Here is a 16399-nt window from a genome sequence, read left to right as displayed (position 1 = left end):
CAGCTTGCATCCGGCCCGGGCTCATCGGCCAATTGCGCCCGGGAACGTCTGCATTCGCCTCGCCGGATGCGCGCGCCCGAAGCAGTTTCCGGGTGCGAAGCGACGAATGGGCCGCCGATCCCGCCACAGGTGGCCTCAAATGCAACTCGACCCGAGCCTGACCCTACCGGATCTGCACGACAGGGCCCTCCAGATCTCTTTCGCTGCGAAGCCGCGCATCCTGCCGACACTCGGACATTAAGCCCTGAACCCGATCAGGCCGGGAACGTTCGGACAGGATGCCGCGCCTTCGGCGGCGGAGCGCATCTCCATCCGCCCCCTGCTTCTGTGCGATTCGGATTAAGATCTGGTTGGCGCCACCGCGATCTGCACCCGCCCGAAAAATGCGCGGGGAGCCGAAACCCTTTGGCAGGATTTCCGCAGTACGACGGACGGGCGGCAGGCGAAAATCACGCGGTAGACTGAAGGATAGAAGCAAACGGAACGGCAATGTCCCGCCCCTGCGGCCGAGGGGCCACAGCGTCTTTCCGCCGCCACCGGCCCGCGCGGAGGAACACCTTCGAGGCTACGGCATTCACAGACCATGACAGACAAAAAATCCCCCAAGAACCTCGATCGTCCCCAGACGCCCGACGAGAATACCGCCACCGACGAGCGCGGCGACAAGCCCATTCGCGGCCCCGAAGACATCGAGAACAAGGACAAGCACCCCGGACATATCAACAAACAGTAGCCACCGGCTGACATGGGTTTGCCCCATCGCGCGACACGTGATCTCCGCTCCGGACGCCTCCGTGCCAATCCGGACGCCGAGCCGCAGATGACGCGGTCAGGGGGTGGCGCAATGCGCACGGGCGGGTAGGGTCGGCATCATGACGACGCTTCTTTACACGCACCCCGCCTCGCAGTCCCATGTCACCCCGGATGGCCATCCCGAACAGGTCGCCCGTATCGACGCCGTGATGGCGGCGCTATCGGGTCCTGCGTTCGCGGGGCTCGACCGCAGGGAGGCGCCGGAGGCAAGCCGCGACGATTTGCTCCGCGTTCACCCAGAGGCGCATATCGCCTTCATCGAGGCTTCGGCGCCGCAGGACGGATTCGTCTCCCTCGATGCGGATACCTGGATGTCGCCCGGATCGCTTCAGGCGGCCTTGCGCTCTGCCGGAGCGGCGTGCGCCGCGGTCGATGCGGTTCTGACGGGCGAGGCCCGAACCGCCTTTTGCGCCATGCGCCCTCCCGGTCACCACGCCGAGCGGGAAAAACCCATGGGGTTCTGTCTCTTCGGCTCGATCGCAGCGGCGGCGAAACGGGCGCTCGACGTTCACGGCCTTTCCCGCGTCGCCATCGTCGATTTCGACGTTCACCATGGAAACGGAACGCAGGACCTCATGTGGGACGAAGAGCGCTGCCTTTTCGTGTCGACCCACCAGATGCCGCTCTATCCCGGCACCGGCTCCCCGGACGAGACGGGCGCGCACGGGCAGATCCTCAACCTTCCGCTCCCCTCCGGCGCTGACGGGGCCTTGTTTCGGAAGGTGATGGAAGAGCGTGCGCTGCCGGCCCTCCGGACATTCGCGCCGGAGCTGATCCTGATCTCGGCGGGCTTCGACGCCCATGGGAGCGACCCCCTCGCGGGCCTCGACTTCACGGAGGAGGATTTCGCCTGGGTCACCGGGGCCCTTTGCGACCTCGCGGACGAGACGGCCGGGGGGCGCGTTGTGTCGAGCCTCGAGGGCGGCTATGACCTCGAGGCGCTGGCGGCGAGCGTCGCTGCGCATGTGACCGTCCTGATGGAGCGAGGCGCCCGATGACCGAAACGCCCGTATCGGAAATGAGCTTCGAGGCCGCGATGCGCGAGTTGGAGCAAGTGGTTTCCCGTCTTGAAACCGGCAATGTCCCGCTCGAGGAGAGCATCGCGCTCTATGAGCGCGGCGCATCGCTGAAGAAGCGCTGCGAGCATCAACTCAAGGCCGCCGAGGAAAAGGTCGCCGCGATCACGCAGGATGCCGGCGGCAATGCCGTCGGAACGGCTCCGTTCGAGACCGAATGAGCGCGACGGACCTTCTCAGCCGCGCCGCCGCGTCGGTCGCGCTGCATATCGACGGGCACCTGTCGGATTGGCCGGATATCCCCGTGACCCACGCGATGCGCCACGCGCTCGGCGGGGGCAAGGCACTGCGGGGGGCGCTGGTCCTCGAAGGGGGGCGGCTGCACGGAATGCCCGAGCGGCAGGCGATCTGGCCGGCGGCCGGGGTCGAGGCGCTTCACGCCTATTCCCTCGTTCACGACGATCTTCCGGCGATGGACGATGACGACCTCCGGCGGGGCCGACCGACGGTTCATGTCGCATGGAACGAGGCGACGGCTATCCTGGCGGGGGATGCGCTTCAATCGCTGGCCTTCGAGCTCGTCTCCGACCCGCGCGGGGCGCCCACCGGCGAGGCGCGCAGCGATCTGGCGCTGTCTCTCGCCCGGGCCTCCGGCGGACGGGGCATGGTCCTCGGGCAGGCCCTCGACATCGCGGCCGAGACCGCGGACTCGCCGCTCGACCTGCGCCAGGTGGAAGAGCTGCAATCGGCCAAGACCGGCGCGCTCATCGTCTGGGCGGCGGAGGCCGGCGCGCGGATGGCGGGGGCGGACCCGGCCCCCCTCAGCGCCTACGGCACCGCGCTGGGACGCGCGTTCCAGATCGCCGACGACCTCCTTGATGCAACCGGGGACGCGCAGGCCGCCGGCAAGCGGCTGCGCAAGGATGCCGAGGCGGGCAAGGCGACCTTCGTCGAACTTCTCGGCATCGAGGGAGCGAAGACACGGGCGAACGCGTTGGTGCAGGATGCGCAGGATGCGCTGGCTCCCTACGGTCCGGATGCGGACCCGTTGCGCGCGCTGGCCCGCTTCGTTATCGCGCGGAACCGATAGGAGGAGAGGCGACATGGCCGATCGACCCAGCACGCCCCATCTCGACCGCCTGCGCGGACCGGCGGACCTGCGCCGTCTGTCCGACGGGGAGCTGTCCCTCATCGCGGACGAGCTGCGGGCCGAGACGATCAGCGCGGTGAGCGAGACGGGCGGCCACCTCGGCGCCGGCCTCGGCGTGGTGGAGATGACGGTCGCGCTTCACGCGGTGTTCGATACGCCGCGGGATCGCCTCGTCTGGGATGTCAGCCACCAGACCTATCCGCACAAGATCCTGACGGGCCGCCGCGACCGGATCCGCACGCTGCGCCAGAAGGACGGCCTCTCGGGCTTCACGAAGCGCAGCGAGAGCGTGTTCGACCCGTTCGGCGCGGCACATTCCTCCACCTCCATCAGCGCGGCGCTCGGCTATGCGGTCGCGCGGGACCTCGGCGGCACGGCGGACCCCGAGATCGGCGACTGCATCGCGGTGATCGGGGACGGCGCGATGAGCGCCGGCATGGCGTTCGAGGCGATGAACAACGCCGGCCATCTCGGCAAGCGGCTGATCGTGATCCTGAACGACAACGAGATGAGCATCGCCCCGCCCGTGGGCGCGATGTCCTCCTACCTGTCCCGCCTCTATGCCGGTGCGCCGTTCCAGGAACTCAAGGCGGCGGCGAAGGGGGCGGTCTCCATGCTGCCGCCGCCTTTCCGCGAGGGGGCCAAGCGGGCCAAAGGCCTCCTGAAACACATGGCCGTCGGCGGGACGCTGTTCGAGGAGCTCGGCTTTTCCTATCTCGGGCCCATCGACGGGCACGACATGGACCAGCTTCTCTCCGTCTTCCGGACCGTCAAGGCCCGGGCCGACGGGCCGATCCTGATCCACGCCATCACCCGCAAGGGCAAGGGCTACGCCCCGTCCGAAGCGGCAGCGGATCGCGGGCACGGCGTGTCGAAGTTCGATGTCGTCACCGGCGAGCAGGCCAAGGCCAAGAGCAACGCGCCCTCCTATACCAGCGTTTTCGCCAAGTCGCTGATGCAGGAGGCGGACGAGGACCGGACGATCACGGCCGTCACCGCCGCGATGCCGGACGGGACGGGGCTGAACCTCTTCGCGGAGCGGTTTCCGGGGCGCAGCTTCGATGTCGGCATCGCCGAGCAGCACGCGGTGACCTTCGCTGCCGGCCAGGCGGCGGGCGGGCTCAGGCCGTTCTGCGCGATCTATTCGACATTCCTGCAGCGTGGCTACGACCAGGTGGTGCACGACGTCGCCATCCAGCGCCTGCCCGTGCGCTTCGCCATCGACCGGGCGGGGCTCGTCGGAGCGGACGGACCGACCCATGCCGGCGCCTTCGACGTGGCATTCCTCGCCAACCTGCCCGGGTTCACCGTCATGGCCGCGGCCGACGAGGCGGAGCTTCGGCACATGGTGGCGACGGCGGCCGCGCATGATGAGGGGCCCATCGCGTTCCGCTTTCCGCGGGGCGAGGGCACCGGCGTCGAGATGCCCGAGCGTGGCGTTCCGCTCGAGATCGGCAAGGGACGCATCGTCCAGGAGGGTAGCCGCGTCGCGATCCTGTCCTTCGGGGCGCGGCTTTCGGAAGCGAGGAAGGCGGCCGAGGCGCTCTCGGCTCGCGGCATCAACCCCACGATTGCCGATGCGCGTTTCGCCAAGCCGCTCGACCGGGAGCTGATCCTGTCCCTCGCGGCAGAGCACGAGGCCCTCATCACCCTGGAAGAGGGCGCGATCGGCGGCTTCGGCAGCCACGTGGCGCAGCTTCTGGCCGAGGAGGGCGTGTTCGATACCGGGCTGAAGTTCCGGTCGATGGTGCTGCCCGATACGTTCATCGATCAGGCGAGCCCGGCGGACATGTATGCCGACGCGGCGATGCAGGCCTCCGACATCGAGCGCAAGGTCCTGACCACGCTCGGCGTCGACATGCTGTCCAAGCGGGCCTGAGCGCGACCCCTGCCGCCTGCCTCCGGCGACGTATCAACCGGATGAAGGAATGGCGGCGCGCCTAGCGCGGCATCGGGTTGGTGCCGTGCTTGTAGGGCGCCCAGTCCTCGATCTCGGGGTAGTATTTCCGGCGCCATTCTCGGACCTTCGGGTTCATGCGCCGGCGCCAGAGATGCGGGAACATCGCGATTGCCGCCATGACGGGATAGCCGTGGGGAAGCTGCGGCGCCTCGTCCTCCGAATAGGTCTGCAGGAGCGGGAAGCGGCGATCCGGCCTGAAGTGATGATCCGAATGGCGCTGAAGATTGATCAGCAGCCAGTTGGACGCCTTGTGCGCCGCGTTCCACGAGTGCCGCGGCTTGACGTGTTCGTACTTGCCGCCACCCAGGTGCTTCCGGGTCAGGCCGTAATGCTCGACGTAGTTCACCACCTCCAGTTGCCAGATCGCGACGAACGCCTGGTAGAGGAAAAGGGCGAGGCCGCCCCAGCCGCCGATGATCAGGGCGAGCGCGAGATAGGCGGCTTGGATCGCGCCGTAGCGCCAGAAGGGATTTCGGCGGTGCCACCAGGGCAGGTTCCGGCGGGCGAGGAGCGCGGCTTCGGCCTTGAAGGACGACACGATGCTCTGGCGGAGGACGCGGGGAAAGAACTGGTGAAAGCCCTCGTTGTACCGCGCCGTCACGGGATCGCGGGGGGTGCCGACATACCGGTGGTGGACGAGAAGGTGCTCCGAGCGGAAATGGCCATAGAGGGCGAGGCCCATCAACAGATCGCCCAGCCAGCGTTCGAGCCGGTTGGTCTGATGCATCAGTTCGTGAGCATAGACGATGCCGATGGTCCCCGAGATCACGCCGAGGCCGAAGAAGATGACGATCTCCTCCAGCACGTTCAGGTGCGGGGCCCGGGTGGCGTACCAGACGGAGCCGAAGACGAGGGCGAACTGCACCGGGAACCAGACGAGCGTGACGAGGCGATACCATTTGAGGTCCGCATCCGGCGTCTCGGTATCGGCATTCTCCTCGTAGAGGCCGGTCAACACGTCCAGCACGCCGAACATGCCCCACGCGAACAGCGGCAGGGTCAGCACGAAGAGGCCGCCCTGGGTCAGCGACAGGATCGCGAGCGGCACGGCGATCATCGACAGCCAGAACGGCGCCGCATTTCGACGACTGGCAAGTTCGCTGGCGGAGACGGAATTGTCGGACATGGACGACTTCCTCCTGACCCGGTCCCTTCTAGCGCGGGACCCGGACGATTTCAAAGCTCCGAGATGGCGGGCGCGGCCCTGTCCCAGACCTTTCGCATGAGCGTGGGAAGCGAGGCGGGACGGAACTCGGCCTCCGGGATGAAGTGCCCGCGGTCCGGCGCGGCATCCTGCGGCAGTCTGGCGATGCGAACGGCGAGGCGCAGGTGGAAATGGGTGAAGGTGTGGCGCACCTCTCCGGCCGCCTGCCAGTTGGACGCCGCGGGCGGCGCCTCGAGGGGCGGCTCCTCCGACCAGTCCGTGCAGGGCCACCCCAGCATACCGCCCAGGAGCGACCGGGGTGGACGGGTTTCCAGCAGCAGCGCTCCATCCGCGCGCCGGGCGACATAGGCGGTGCCGATGCGGATGGGCTTGGCCTTTTTCGGGGCCTTGCGCGGGAGGGTGGAGGCGATGCCCGCGGCGCGCCCGCGACACGGCTCCGCCACCGGGCACACCATGCAGGCGGGACTTTTCGGCGTGCAGATCGTGGCGCCGAGATCCATCATCGCCTGTGCGTGGCAGCCGGGGCGACGGGCCGGGGTCAGCTGTCCGGCCAGCTCCGTCAGTTCGGGCTTGGCCGCCGGCAGGGGCGTCTCCACGGCGAAGAGACGGGAGACGACGCGTTCCACGTTGCCGTCCACCACCACTGCGGCCCGGTCGAACGCGATCGAGGCGATGGCCGCAGCGGTGTAGGGTCCGATTCCGGGAAGCCGGCGCAGGCCCTCCTCGGTCTCCGGGAAGGCGCCGCCCAGATCACGGGCCACGATGCGGGCGCAGGCGAGCAGATTGCGGGCGCGGGCGTAGTAGCCGAGGCCGGCCCATTCGCCCATCACCTCCGCATCTTCCGCCGCGGCGAGGGCGGTGACATCGGGCCAGAGCGCCGTGAAGCGGGCGAAATAGCTTTTGACCGCCGCCACCGTGGTCTGCTGGAGCATGATCTCCGACAACCAGACGCGGTAGGGATCGGGCAGCTCGCCGGCGATCCGGCGGGCCGGCCCGATGCGCCAGGGCAGCTCGCGCGCATGGCCGTCGTACCACCTGAGGAGGCGCCCCGGTACCGTTTCCATCCCGGCCTTCATGTCAGCCCCGTCACGCAAGATTTATGGCCTTTCCGGCTTCGGCTCTGGCAGCCGCTCCCGAGCGGGGTAAGATGGTGCGGAAGGCAGGACAAGGGAGGGTTGCCGCTCGTGGCCCCCAAGGATCCCAAGACGACGCAACCCCGCCGCAGGGGCAAGTTCCGGCAAGCGTCCTCGCTTGTCGCCTCGGATGTGAGGCGGGCCGGCGAGAGCCGTGGCTTCGCCAATACGCGGCTTCTGACCCACTGGCCGGAGATCGCGGGGGCGGAGATCGCCGCCATCGCGCGCCCCGTCTCGGTGGATTACGGCCGCGGTCAGCTCGGCGCGACGCTGACGCTCCTGACCACCGGCGCTCAGGCGCCGCTCTTGCAGATGCAGGAGCCCCGGCTTCGCGAAAAGATCAATGCCTGCTACGGATATGCCGCGATCAAGCGCATCCGCATCACCCAGACCGCGCCGACCGGCTTCGCGGAGGGACGGCCCGATTTCGCGCCGCAAAGGCCGAAACAGGCTCCCCGCCCCGATCCGGCGACGCTGCAAGCGGCCGAGGCGGCCGCGTCGGGAACGAAGGACGAGGGCCTGAAGGCCGCTCTCGCGATGCTCGGCGCCAATGTTCTCGGACAGACGAAACACCAACGGAGACCCCAATGACCAAGACAACCCGCCGCGCCCTTCTCGGCGCGCCCTTCGCCGCCGCCGCCTTCGCCGCCCTGCCCGCGTGGGCCCAGGACGCTGAGACGGAGGACGCCACCGCAAGCGCGGCTCCCGAGATCGCCGAAATGGCGATGGGCGAGGCCGATGCACCGGTCACGATCTACGAGTTCGCCTCCTTCACCTGCCCCCACTGCGCCAGCTTCCACCTCGGCCCTCTGAAGCAGCTCAAGGAAAACTACGTCGACACGGGCAAGGTGCGCCTCGTCTACCGGGACGTCTACTTCGATCGTCCGGGCCTCTGGGCCGCGATGATGGCGCGCTGCGGCGGCCAGATGCGCTTCTTCGGCATCGCCGACATGCTTTACCAGAACCAGCGGGACTGGCTGCAGGGCGAGCCGACCCAGATCGTCGAGAATCTCAAGGCCATCGGGCGCGAAGCCGGCATCGGCAACGACAAGCTCGATGCCTGCCTTCAGGATGGCGAGACGGCCGAAGCGCTCTTCGCCTGGTACGAGGAAGGGGCCGAGGAGAACAACATCCAGGGCACGCCGTCCTTCGTGATCGACGGCCAGACCTACTCCAACATGTCCTACGACGACTTCGCCGAGCTTCTGGACGAGAAGCTCGAGAGCTGAGGCGTCAGCCCAGACCGATACGGGACAGCGCGGGCCCCAGCGCCGCGCTGTCCTCCCATTCGAGGCGCACCGGCAGCGGCAGGACCTTGCCCCGCCACGAGGGCGGAAGGCGGACCATGTCCTTCTCCGTCGTGACGAGCTGGGCGTTTTCCGCGAGCGCCTCCCGCTCCAGCCGGGCGAGGAGAGCCTCCCCGAGGGGCTGGTGGTCGTCGAGCTGTACGGCGCCCCTGAGGGTGACCCCCAGCCCCCGCAACGTGTCGAAGAATTTTGCCGGCCGGCCGATCCCGGCGAAGGCGTAGACCCTCAGCCCCTGCCAGGGCATCCCTGTCCGTAGCGGCATGATCCGACCCATGATCCGGGGCGGCAGGCGCTCGTCCAGGAGTGCCCCCCATCCCTCGCCGAACGTCGCCTGCGCTGCGGGTGCCCCTATGGTCAGCAGAAGATCGGCGCGTGCGAGCCCCGCCTCCACGGGCTCCCGGAGCGGCCCGGCCGGGATGCAGCGTCCGTTTCCGAAGGCGCGGGCAGCCTCCGTCACGACAATGGACAGGTCCTTGCGCACGTCCGGATTCTGGTGCGCGTCATCGAGGATGACGGCTGTCGCGCCTGCCGCCTCGGCCGCCCGGACGCCGGCAGCGCGGTCGCGGGAGACCCAGACCGGCGCGAAGGCGGAGAGAAGCAGGGGCTCGTCCCCGGTCTCCTCCGCGCGGTGCCTTGTTTCGTCCACCCGCACCGGCCCCTCGAGGGAGCCGCCGTAGCCGCGGGTGACCACATGGGCGCCGGCGATACGCTGGAGCAGCGCGATGACGGTCGGGGTCTTTCCGGTGCCGCCGGCTTCGAGATTGCCGACCGATATGATCGGTATGCCGGCGCGGTGACCCGGCCTTCGCACGCGGCGCGCCGTGGCGGAGGCGTAGAGCCTGCCGAGCGGGGAGAGCGCGCGGGCCTGCCAGCCCGGGGCATCGGGCGGGGCGTCCCAGAAGCCGGGGGGGCGCATCAGCCGCGCCTCTTGCGCAGGGCGGCCTCGGCGAGGGCGGCGAGCCGGTCGATCACCTCCGCCCCGTCCGTTGCGACGACCCAGGCGTTGTGCGCCAGGACGGCAGACCGCTCGGGCGAGAGAAGGTCGTCCACCGCGAGGCCGAGGTCGGCGGGCCCGGAGATCCGGTGGAGCGCTCCGCCTTCGGTGAGCCGGCGCAGGACGGGATCCTCCCCCCGGCCCTCCTGCCCGGCGATCAGGGCAGAGCCGAGGGAGGCGGCGGCGAGGGCCTGAGCGCGCGGCCCGCCCGCCAGGGTCCCTCCGAGAAACGTGACCGGCGCGATCCGGACCCAGAGGCCGATCTCGCCCGGCGTGTCGATGAGGTAGACCTCCGTGCGCTCCCCCGGCTCCTCCTCCAGGGACCGGCGGGCATGGCTCCAGCCTTCGGACGCGATCAGCTCCGCCGCGGCATCGGCGTCCCCTTCCTCCGGCAAAAGGACGATCAGAAGGAGCCGGTGCGCATGTGTCAGGACGAAGCGGTGAGCTGCGAGGATGCCCGGAAGCTCGGACGGGGCAGGCTCGAGGGCGAGCCAAACGGGCCGTGTGGCAAGGAGCGCCGCGAAGTCCGACCGCTCGCCTTCGGAGCAGGGCGGCGGATCGGGGAGGCGGATGAGCGGCCCGGTGACCTCCACCCGCGGACGGACCGGCGCAAGGCCGAGGATCGCGTCGGCGGCGGCAGGGCTCGATGCGAGGATATGCCCGAACCGGTCGAACGTCGCCCGCTGAACCCGGCGTGCCCGCCCCGTGGCCGGCGGCGGCACGGCGGCCCCGACGAGCACCAGAGGCACGGCCGCGCGGGCGGCGGCGGCAAGTAGCGCGGGATCGTCCGGTGTTTCCATCCAGAGCGCCATGTCGGGCGACCAATGGGCGATGAACTCGTCCTCCCGCCCCTCTTGCGGAACGGGGCGGACCAGTCCTTCGAGGGGCACCGGGCCGGCGTGGCCCTCGGTCGAGGTGATGAGCATGGTGCAGCCGTCGAACACCTCGTCGAGCCTCTCCGCGAGCGGGGCGAGCGCATCGAAATCCAGCGCGCCGGGCGCGTGGACCCACACGATCACGCCCCGCGGGCGGGGCGGCTCTGTCTCGGCGAACTCGGGCGACCTGCCGCGCCCGAAGAAGAACCCGGCCATCTCAGGCCTTGGTTTCCTCCGTCGCCGAATCTTCCGCGTTCTCGTCGAGGAGGCGGTGGATATGGGCGATGAAGTAGCGGGTATGCGCGTCATCCACGGTGCGCTGCGCCTCGGCGCGCCAGGCGTCCCTGGCCTCGGCGAAGTTCGGGAAGAGGCCGACGATATGGATGTCGTCCACGTTCTCGAACTGGGTGGTGGACGGATCGGTCAGGGCGCCGCCGAACACGAGATGAAGAAGCTGCTTGTCCTCGGCCATGGGGGCCTCCGGCTTGATTTGCGAAAATGGGACGGACCGGGCGGGACCATCGCGCGCGGGAGGACCGGGGTCAAGCTGGCGGGCAAGGGGGCCGCCCGGCTCCTGAGGCAGGCTGGACCCGGCTCGCCCCGATGCGTATCAACGCGGGCGAGCCACACCCCCACGACGCCTTCCCGAAAGAGCCACCATGTCCCGCCTGACCCCGTCCGAGATCGAACCGAAATGGCAAGAGGCCTGGGACGAGGCAGGGCTGTTCCGCGCCCGCCGCGATCCGGCGCGGCCGAAATACTACGTCCTCGAGATGTTCCCCTACCCGTCGGGGCGCATCCACATGGGGCACGTGCGCAACTACACGATGGGGGACGTGATCGCGCGCTACAAGGCGGCGCAAGGCTTCTCGGTCCTGCATCCGATGGGCTGGGACGCCTTCGGGATGCCGGCGGAGAACGCCGCGATGCAGTCGAACGGTCACCCCAAGGACTGGACCTACGGCAACATCGACACGATGCGCGCCCAGATGAAGCCGCTTGGCCTGTCGATCGACTGGGATCGGGAATTCGCGACCTGCGATCCTGAATATTACGGCCAGCAGCAGGCCATGTTCCTCGATTTCCTCGAGGCCGGCCTCGTTTACCGCAAGGCCGCGACGGTGAACTGGGACCCGGTGGACATGACCGTCCTCGCCAACGAACAGGTGATCGACGGCAAGGGCTGGCGGTCCGGCGCCGAGGTCGAGCGGCGGGAGCTGACGCAGTGGTTCTTCCGCATCTCGGACTATTCGGAGGAGCTCTTGGGCGCCCTCGACGGGCTGAAGGACTGGCCCGAGAAGGTCCGCACCATGCAGGCCAACTGGATCGGCAAGAGCCGCGGCCTGCAGATGACGTTCGACCTCGTGGAGGGCGCGGGCGGCTACGAGGGCGTCGAGATCTACACCACCCGGCCGGACACGCTGATGGGCGCCTCCTTCGTCGGCATCTCGCCGGAGCATCCCCTGGCGAAGGCGCTGTGCGAGGCCGACCCCGAGATCGCCGCGTTCTGCGCCGAGATCCGCAAGGGCGGCACCACGGAGGAGGCCCTCGAGACGGCGGAGAAGCGCGGCCTCGACACCGGCCTTCTCGCCCGTCATCCGCTGAAGGAGGGGCACACGCTCCCGGTCTGGATCGCCAATTTCATCCTGATGGATTACGGCACCGGCGCCATCTTCGGCTGTCCGGCGCATGACCAGCGCGATTTCGAGTTCGCCCGGAAGTACGACCTGCCGATCCCGCCCGTCTTCGTTCCCGAAGATGCGCAAGGGGAGGCGGCGCTGTCGGAAGCGTTCGTCCCTCTCAAGAGCGAACCCGTCCGCTACATCCGCGGCTTCGCCGGCGGCGAGGTGCAGACCGGCGAGGCGGCCGTCGATGCCGCGATCGCCGAGGCGGAAGCCAGGGGTTGGGGTGAGGGCGTCACCAAGTTCCGCCTCAGGGACTGGGGCCTGTCGCGGCAGCGCTACTGGGGCTGCCCGATCCCGGTCGTGCACTGCGATGCGTGCGGCACGGTGCCGGAGAAGAAGGAAAACCTGCCGATCGAGCTGCCCTACGACGAGGGCGGCCGGCCGATCGACTTCTCGATCCCCGGCAATCCGCTCGACCGTCATCCGACATGGCGGAACACCCCCTGCCCCGCCTGCGGCAAGCCCGCGCGGCGCGAGACGGACACGATGGACACTTTCGTGGACAGCTCCTGGTACTACGCCCGCTTTACCGCCCCGCGCGCCGAGACGCCGACCGTGGCGGAAGATGCCGAGTACTGGATGAACGTCGACCAGTATATCGGCGGCATCGAGCACGCGATCCTGCACCTGCTCTATTCCCGCTTCTTCGCCCGCGGGATGCACAAGACCGGACATCTGCCCGCCAAGGCGCAGGAGCCGTTCGACGCGCTCTTCACCCAGGGCATGGTGACCCACGAGATCTACCTCACGAAGGATGCGAAGGGCCGCCCGGTCTATCACCTCCCCGAGGAGGTGACGGGCGGGGCGCTGGCGGATGGGACGCCGGTCGAGATCCTGCCCTCGGCGAAGATGTCCAAGTCGAAGAAGAACGTCGTCGATCCGGTGAACATCGTGTCCGCCTTCGGGGCCGATACCGCGCGCTGGTTCGTCCTGTCGGACAGCCCGCCGGAACGCGACGTGGAATGGACCGCCTCCGGCGCCGAAGCCGCCTACAAGCACCTGTCGCGCCTCCACCGCATGGCCTCCTCCATCGCCGAGGAAGGGCAGGCGATGTCCCGGACCATGGCCGAGACCTTCTCCAGCCCCGGCGCCGATGCCGCCGACGCAGCGGGTGCGGGCGCGGGCAGCGATCCGGTCGCCGATGTCGCCCTCCTTCGGGAGATGAACCGCGCGATCCGCGACGTGACCGAGGGGATCGAGGGCTTCGCCTTCAACACCGCCATCGCCCGGCTCTACGGCTTCGCCAACGCGCTGTCGAAATCGGACGCCTCGGTGCAGGTCCGGCGGACGGCGATGCAGGTCATGGCGCAGCTCGCCTCCCCCTTCGTGCCCCACCTTGCCGAGGAGCTCTGGAGCGTGCTCGGCGGCGAGGGCCTGCTGACCGGCGCGTCCTGGCCCGAGGCCGACCCGGCCCTCCTGACCGAGGACACGGTGACGCTGCCGATCCAGATCAACGGCAAGAAGCGCGGCGAGATGGAGGTCGCGAAGGATGCGACCAAGGACGCCATCGAGGCGCAGGCGCTGGCCCACGAGGCCGTCACGCGCGCTCTGGATGGCGGGCAGCCGAAGAAGCTCATCGTGGTGCCCGGGCGGATCGTCAATGTCGTGGTCTAGGCGCGGCACGCTTCTTGCGCTCGGCGCGCTCGGCGCCTGCGGCTTCCGCCCGGCCTACGCGCCGGGCGGCGGCGGGGAGGCTTTGCGTGATCGGATTGCGGTCGCGTCGCCCGAAACCCCCACCGAGTTCTTCTTCGTCGGCCGGCTCGAGGAGCGGCTCGGCCGGGCGGATGCAGCCGCGTACCGGCTCGCCTACGATCTGAAGCTCGAAACCCAGGGCTTCGCGATCACCCCCGACAACGACACGCAGCGCTACCAGATCGTCGGGCGGCTCGATTACCGCCTTCTGGACGGCGCCACCGCCGCCGTGCTGGACAGCGGGCGGGTGGAGAACTTCACCGCTTACTCCGCCATCGGCACGACCGTCGCCACGCGCGCCTCCGAACGGGACGCCTACGAGCGGCTGGCGGTGATCCTTGCGGACGATCTCGTCACCCGCCTTCTGGCCACGTCCGGCGGCTGGCTGACGTGAAGACCGGGCGCGGTCTCTCCCTTGCCTCTCTCATCGCCAAACCCGATCCGGGGCGGCCGGGAGTGCTGCTCTTCGGGCCGGACGCGATGCGCGTCTCGCTCAAGCGGCAGGACCTCGTCGCCGCGATCGTCGGTCCCAAGGGGGAGGAGGAGATGCGCCTCACCCGGATGTCGGGGGACGAGGTCCGGCGCGATCCGGCGCAGCTTGTCGACGCCCTCAAGGCCGCGAGCTTCTTCCCGGGCCCCCGCGCCGTCCTCGTGGATGCCGCGGGCGAGGGCGCGGCCCCTGCCGTCACCGCGGCGCTCGAGGAGTGGCGGGACGGCGACGCCTCCCTCGTCGTCACCGCCGGTGCCCTGAAGCCCACGAGCAAGCTGCGCAAGCTCTTCGAGGGACATCGCGTGGCGGTCGCCGCCGGCATCTACGACGCGCCGATGAGCCGGGAGGAGATCGACGCGGAACTCTCCCGCGCCGGCATCTCGAACATCTCCCCCGAGGCGATGGCGGACCTTGAAGCCCTCGGCGGCGCCCTCGATCCCGGCGATTTCCGGCAGACGCTGGAGCGCCTCGGTCTCTACAAGCTGGGAGATGCCACGCCGCTGTCGTCCGATGACATCGCCGCCATCGCACCCGCGACGGTAGAGGCAGGGGTGGACGAGCTGATCGGCTGCACCTTCGACGGCGCGGTGGACCGGATCGGCCCCCTCGTCGCACGCCTCTCGGGGCAGGGTCAGAACGCGACCTCCCTCGTCATCGCCGGGCTCCGCCATGCCCGCGCGCTCCTCGCAGCGAAGGCCAACCCGCAGGGGCCGGCCAGCGCCCTCGCCCGCGCCCGTCCGCCGGTGTTCGGGCCACGGCGGGACAGGATGATCCGGCAGGCCACGGACTGGCGGCTGGTGCGGCTCGAAACGGCGGTGCGGCTGCTGGTCGATACCGACCTGGCCCTGCGCTCCGCCGGTCAGACCGCGCCGCAGATGGCACAGGCCGAGCGCGTCTTCATCCGCCTTGCGATGCTGCGCCGCGCGCGCTGAGCCAGGCGGCAGCGCCCTGCCCGGCCCGGCGTCCGGTGGCGAGGCAGGCGGTGATCAGGTAGCCGCCGGTCGGCGCTTCCCAGTCCAGCATCTCCCCGGCGGCGAAGGTGCCGGGACGCGCCTCGATCATCAGCTCCGGTGTCAGGGCCTCCCAGCACAGGCCTCCGGCCGTCGAGATTGCCTCGTCCATCGGGCGGGGGCCGGCATGGCGGACGGGAAGGGCCTTGGCGAGCCGCGCCAGCGCGTCCGGCGCTTTCGGTAGCGGACGGCCGAACTCCTGGAGCAGCGCCGCCTGCGGCGGGGAGAGGCGGAGTGCCTTTCGCAGGACATTGGCGACGCTCGTCCCCGCCTTCAGCCGCCGGATGGCAGCGGCAGCCTCCTCAAGGCTGCGGTCGGGCATCAGGTCGAGCCGGAGGATAGCGCCGTCCCGCACTGCCGCCGACACCTCGTAGACGCCGCCGCCTTCAAGCCCTCTCTCCGAGATCACGCATTCGCCGCGGCTCGCGAGATCCCCGGCGGCGAGGGCGACCCCCTTCAGCGGCGCTCCGAGATGCGGCGCCATGTGGGGGGACCAGTCAACAGACAGCGCCACGTTGGCGGGCCGGAACGGAGCCAGCGGCAGCCCCGCGCCCGTCGCGAGGTTCGTCCAGGCGCCATCCGATCCGAGCCGCCGCCAGCTCGCCCCGCCGCAGGCGAGGATCGCCGCCTCTGGCGTCAGGCGCTCCGGCCCGTCCGGCGTGTCGAACAGGAACGCCCCGTCCTCCCAGCCGGTCCAGCGCCAGCGGGTCCGGATCTCGGCGCCCCGCTCCCGCAGACGTCCAAGCCAGGCGCGCAGAAGCGGCGAGCCTTTCATCGCCTCGGGAAAGACGCGGCCGGTCGACCCGGTGAAGAGCGGTTGTCCAAGGCCGTCCGCCCATGCCGTGACGTCCGCCGGCCCGAACGCGTCCAGAAGCGGCGCGAGGCGTGGCGCGGCGGCGCCGTAGGCGGCGCGAAAGGCGCTCTCCCCCTCGATCTTCGTCAGGTTCAGGCCGGAGCGGCCCGCCATGAGGAACTTGCGGGCGGGCGACGGCATCCGGTCGACGACGAGCGGCGCATGGCCCGCCTCCGTCAGGGCTTCGGCCGCCATGAGGCCCGCCGGCCCCGCTCCGATCACGAGAACGCTCATCCGCGCCCCCTTGCCGAACCGC

General features: G+C 69.7%; 16 protein-coding genes. 10 read left to right on the top strand and 6 right to left on the bottom strand.

From position 1 onward, the window contains the following. Positions 1-583 precede the first annotated feature (583 nt). The 5 genes from RM543_RS04010 (at position 584) to dxs (ending at position 4858) form a co-directional block, all read left to right on the top strand. Positions 584-733 carry a hypothetical protein gene (locus RM543_RS04010; protein WP_311689601.1) on the top strand — a complete coding sequence of 50 codons (150 nt, stop codon included), beginning with the start codon at positions 584-586 and terminating at the stop codon, positions 731-733. Positions 734-872: 139 nt separating this feature from the next. Beyond that, the gene (locus RM543_RS04005; protein ID WP_311689600.1) at positions 873-1811 is read left to right on the top strand and encodes a histone deacetylase family protein; all 939 of its coding nucleotides are present in this window, start codon (positions 873-875) and stop codon (positions 1809-1811) included. Continuing rightward, complete coding sequence (locus tag RM543_RS04000; RefSeq protein WP_311689599.1) at positions 1808-2050, top strand: exodeoxyribonuclease VII small subunit; 243 nt, start codon at positions 1808-1810, stop codon at positions 2048-2050. Before RM543_RS04005 ends, RM543_RS04000 begins: the two co-directional genes overlap by 4 nt. Beyond that, the gene (locus RM543_RS03995; RefSeq protein ID WP_311689598.1) at positions 2047-2919 is read left to right on the top strand and encodes a polyprenyl synthetase family protein; all 873 of its coding nucleotides are present in this window, start codon (positions 2047-2049) and stop codon (positions 2917-2919) included. The genes RM543_RS04000 and RM543_RS03995 overlap by 4 nt, the downstream gene beginning before the upstream one ends. Before the next feature lie 13 nt (positions 2920-2932). Continuing rightward, entirely contained in the window at positions 2933-4858 is a 1926-nt protein-coding gene (gene dxs / locus RM543_RS03990) for a 1-deoxy-D-xylulose-5-phosphate synthase (protein WP_311689597.1), read from the top strand. Positions 4859-4919: 61 nt separating this feature from the next. Here the strand turns inward: dxs and RM543_RS03985 are convergent, their stop codons facing one another. Both RM543_RS03985 and RM543_RS03980 read right to left on the bottom strand, forming a co-directional pair. Further along, entirely contained in the window at positions 4920-6065 is a 1146-nt protein-coding gene (locus RM543_RS03985) for an alkane 1-monooxygenase (protein WP_311689596.1), read from the bottom strand. A 50-nt stretch (positions 6066-6115) separates the two neighbouring features. Continuing rightward, positions 6116-7180 (bottom strand): A/G-specific adenine glycosylase, encoded by a 1065-nt coding sequence (locus RM543_RS03980; protein ID WP_311689595.1) that lies wholly within the window; start codon positions 7178-7180, stop codon positions 6116-6118. Between the two features lie 108 nt (positions 7181-7288). Here RM543_RS03980 and RM543_RS03975 point away from each other — a divergent pair, with 108 nt between their 5' ends. Together RM543_RS03975 and RM543_RS03970 are read left to right on the top strand one after the other, a co-directional pair. Beyond that, positions 7289-7828, top strand: a complete 540-nt coding sequence (locus tag RM543_RS03975; RefSeq protein WP_311689594.1) for a DUF721 domain-containing protein — start codon at positions 7289-7291, stop codon at positions 7826-7828. Beyond that, entirely contained in the window at positions 7825-8466 is a 642-nt protein-coding gene (locus RM543_RS03970; protein ID WP_311689593.1) for a DsbA family protein, read from the top strand. Before RM543_RS03975 ends, RM543_RS03970 begins: the two co-directional genes overlap by 4 nt. A gap of 4 nt (positions 8467-8470) precedes the next feature. On the opposite strand, the gene lpxK is transcribed toward RM543_RS03970, so the two are convergent. Genes lpxK through RM543_RS03955 form a run of 3 tightly spaced genes read right to left on the bottom strand, consistent with a single transcriptional unit; the run spans position 8471 to position 10885 of the window. Next, positions 8471-9460 (bottom strand): tetraacyldisaccharide 4'-kinase, encoded by a 990-nt coding sequence (lpxK, locus tag RM543_RS03965; protein ID WP_311689592.1) that lies wholly within the window; start codon positions 9458-9460, stop codon positions 8471-8473. After that, positions 9460-10629, bottom strand: a complete 1170-nt coding sequence (locus RM543_RS03960) for a glycosyltransferase N-terminal domain-containing protein (RefSeq protein ID WP_311689591.1) — start codon at positions 10627-10629, stop codon at positions 9460-9462. Before RM543_RS03960 ends, lpxK begins: the two co-directional genes overlap by 1 nt. Before the next feature lies 1 nt (position 10630). After that, positions 10631-10885 (bottom strand): DUF4170 domain-containing protein, encoded by a 255-nt coding sequence (locus RM543_RS03955; RefSeq protein WP_311689590.1) that lies wholly within the window; start codon positions 10883-10885, stop codon positions 10631-10633. Positions 10886-11072: 187 nt separating this feature from the next. On the opposite strand from RM543_RS03955, the gene leuS reads away from it, so the two are divergent. From leuS to holA, 3 genes are read left to right on the top strand one after another with little or no spacing between them, the layout of a single operon-like run. Continuing rightward, entirely contained in the window at positions 11073-13712 is a 2640-nt protein-coding gene (leuS, locus tag RM543_RS03950; RefSeq protein ID WP_311689589.1) for a leucine--tRNA ligase, read from the top strand. Further along, entirely contained in the window at positions 13699-14184 is a 486-nt protein-coding gene (lptE, locus tag RM543_RS03945; RefSeq protein WP_311689588.1) for an LPS assembly lipoprotein LptE, read from the top strand. The genes leuS and lptE overlap by 14 nt, the downstream gene beginning before the upstream one ends. After that, on the top strand, positions 14181-15212 hold the full coding sequence (gene holA, locus RM543_RS03940) for a DNA polymerase III subunit delta (RefSeq protein WP_311689587.1): 1032 nt from the start codon (positions 14181-14183) through the stop codon (positions 15210-15212). The genes lptE and holA overlap by 4 nt, the downstream gene beginning before the upstream one ends. Here the strand turns inward: holA and RM543_RS03935 are convergent. Beyond that, on the bottom strand, positions 15178-16377 hold the full coding sequence (locus tag RM543_RS03935; protein WP_311689586.1) for a TIGR03862 family flavoprotein: 1200 nt from the start codon (positions 16375-16377) through the stop codon (positions 15178-15180). The two genes, holA and RM543_RS03935, sit on opposite strands and share 35 nt — an antisense overlap. Between the last annotated feature and the right edge of the window lie 22 nt (positions 16378-16399).

This window comes from Tropicimonas omnivorans (genome assembly GCF_031846565.1).
In the GTDB taxonomy this organism is placed as follows: Bacteria; Pseudomonadota; Alphaproteobacteria; order Rhodobacterales; family Rhodobacteraceae; genus Tropicimonas_B; species Tropicimonas_B omnivorans.
The sequence above is the reverse complement of the archived record's forward strand: the minus strand, read 5'-3'. Positions and strand labels throughout refer to the sequence as shown.

What these genes read in the sequence shown, in the direction of transcription:
- RM543_RS04010 (WP_311689601.1), top strand. Translation starts at nt 584, where the DNA reads ATGACAGACAAAAAATCCCCCAAGAACCTCGATCGTCCCCAGACGCCC.
- RM543_RS04005 (WP_311689600.1), top strand. Translation starts at nt 873, where the DNA reads ATGACGACGCTTCTTTACACGCACCCCGCCTCGCAGTCCCATGTCACC.
- RM543_RS04000 (WP_311689599.1), top strand. Translation starts at nt 1,808, where the DNA reads ATGACCGAAACGCCCGTATCGGAAATGAGCTTCGAGGCCGCGATGCGC.
- RM543_RS03995 (WP_311689598.1), top strand. Translation starts at nt 2,047, where the DNA reads ATGAGCGCGACGGACCTTCTCAGCCGCGCCGCCGCGTCGGTCGCGCTG.
- dxs (WP_311689597.1), top strand. Translation starts at nt 2,933, where the DNA reads ATGGCCGATCGACCCAGCACGCCCCATCTCGACCGCCTGCGCGGACCG.
- RM543_RS03985 (WP_311689596.1), bottom strand. Translation starts at nt 6,065, where the DNA reads ATGTCCGACAATTCCGTCTCCGCCAGCGAACTTGCCAGTCGTCGAAAT.
- RM543_RS03980 (WP_311689595.1), bottom strand. Translation starts at nt 7,180, where the DNA reads ATGAAGGCCGGGATGGAAACGGTACCGGGGCGCCTCCTCAGGTGGTAC.
- RM543_RS03970 (WP_311689593.1), top strand. Translation starts at nt 7,825, where the DNA reads ATGACCAAGACAACCCGCCGCGCCCTTCTCGGCGCGCCCTTCGCCGCC.
- lpxK (WP_311689592.1), bottom strand. Translation starts at nt 9,460, where the DNA reads ATGCGCCCCCCCGGCTTCTGGGACGCCCCGCCCGATGCCCCGGGCTGG.
- RM543_RS03960 (WP_311689591.1), bottom strand. Translation starts at nt 10,629, where the DNA reads ATGGCCGGGTTCTTCTTCGGGCGCGGCAGGTCGCCCGAGTTCGCCGAG.
- RM543_RS03955 (WP_311689590.1), bottom strand. Translation starts at nt 10,885, where the DNA reads ATGGCCGAGGACAAGCAGCTTCTTCATCTCGTGTTCGGCGGCGCCCTG.
- leuS (WP_311689589.1), top strand. Translation starts at nt 11,073, where the DNA reads ATGTCCCGCCTGACCCCGTCCGAGATCGAACCGAAATGGCAAGAGGCC.
- lptE (WP_311689588.1), top strand. Translation starts at nt 13,699, where the DNA reads ATGTCGTGGTCTAGGCGCGGCACGCTTCTTGCGCTCGGCGCGCTCGGC.
- RM543_RS03935 (WP_311689586.1), bottom strand. Translation starts at nt 16,377, where the DNA reads ATGAGCGTTCTCGTGATCGGAGCGGGGCCGGCGGGCCTCATGGCGGCC.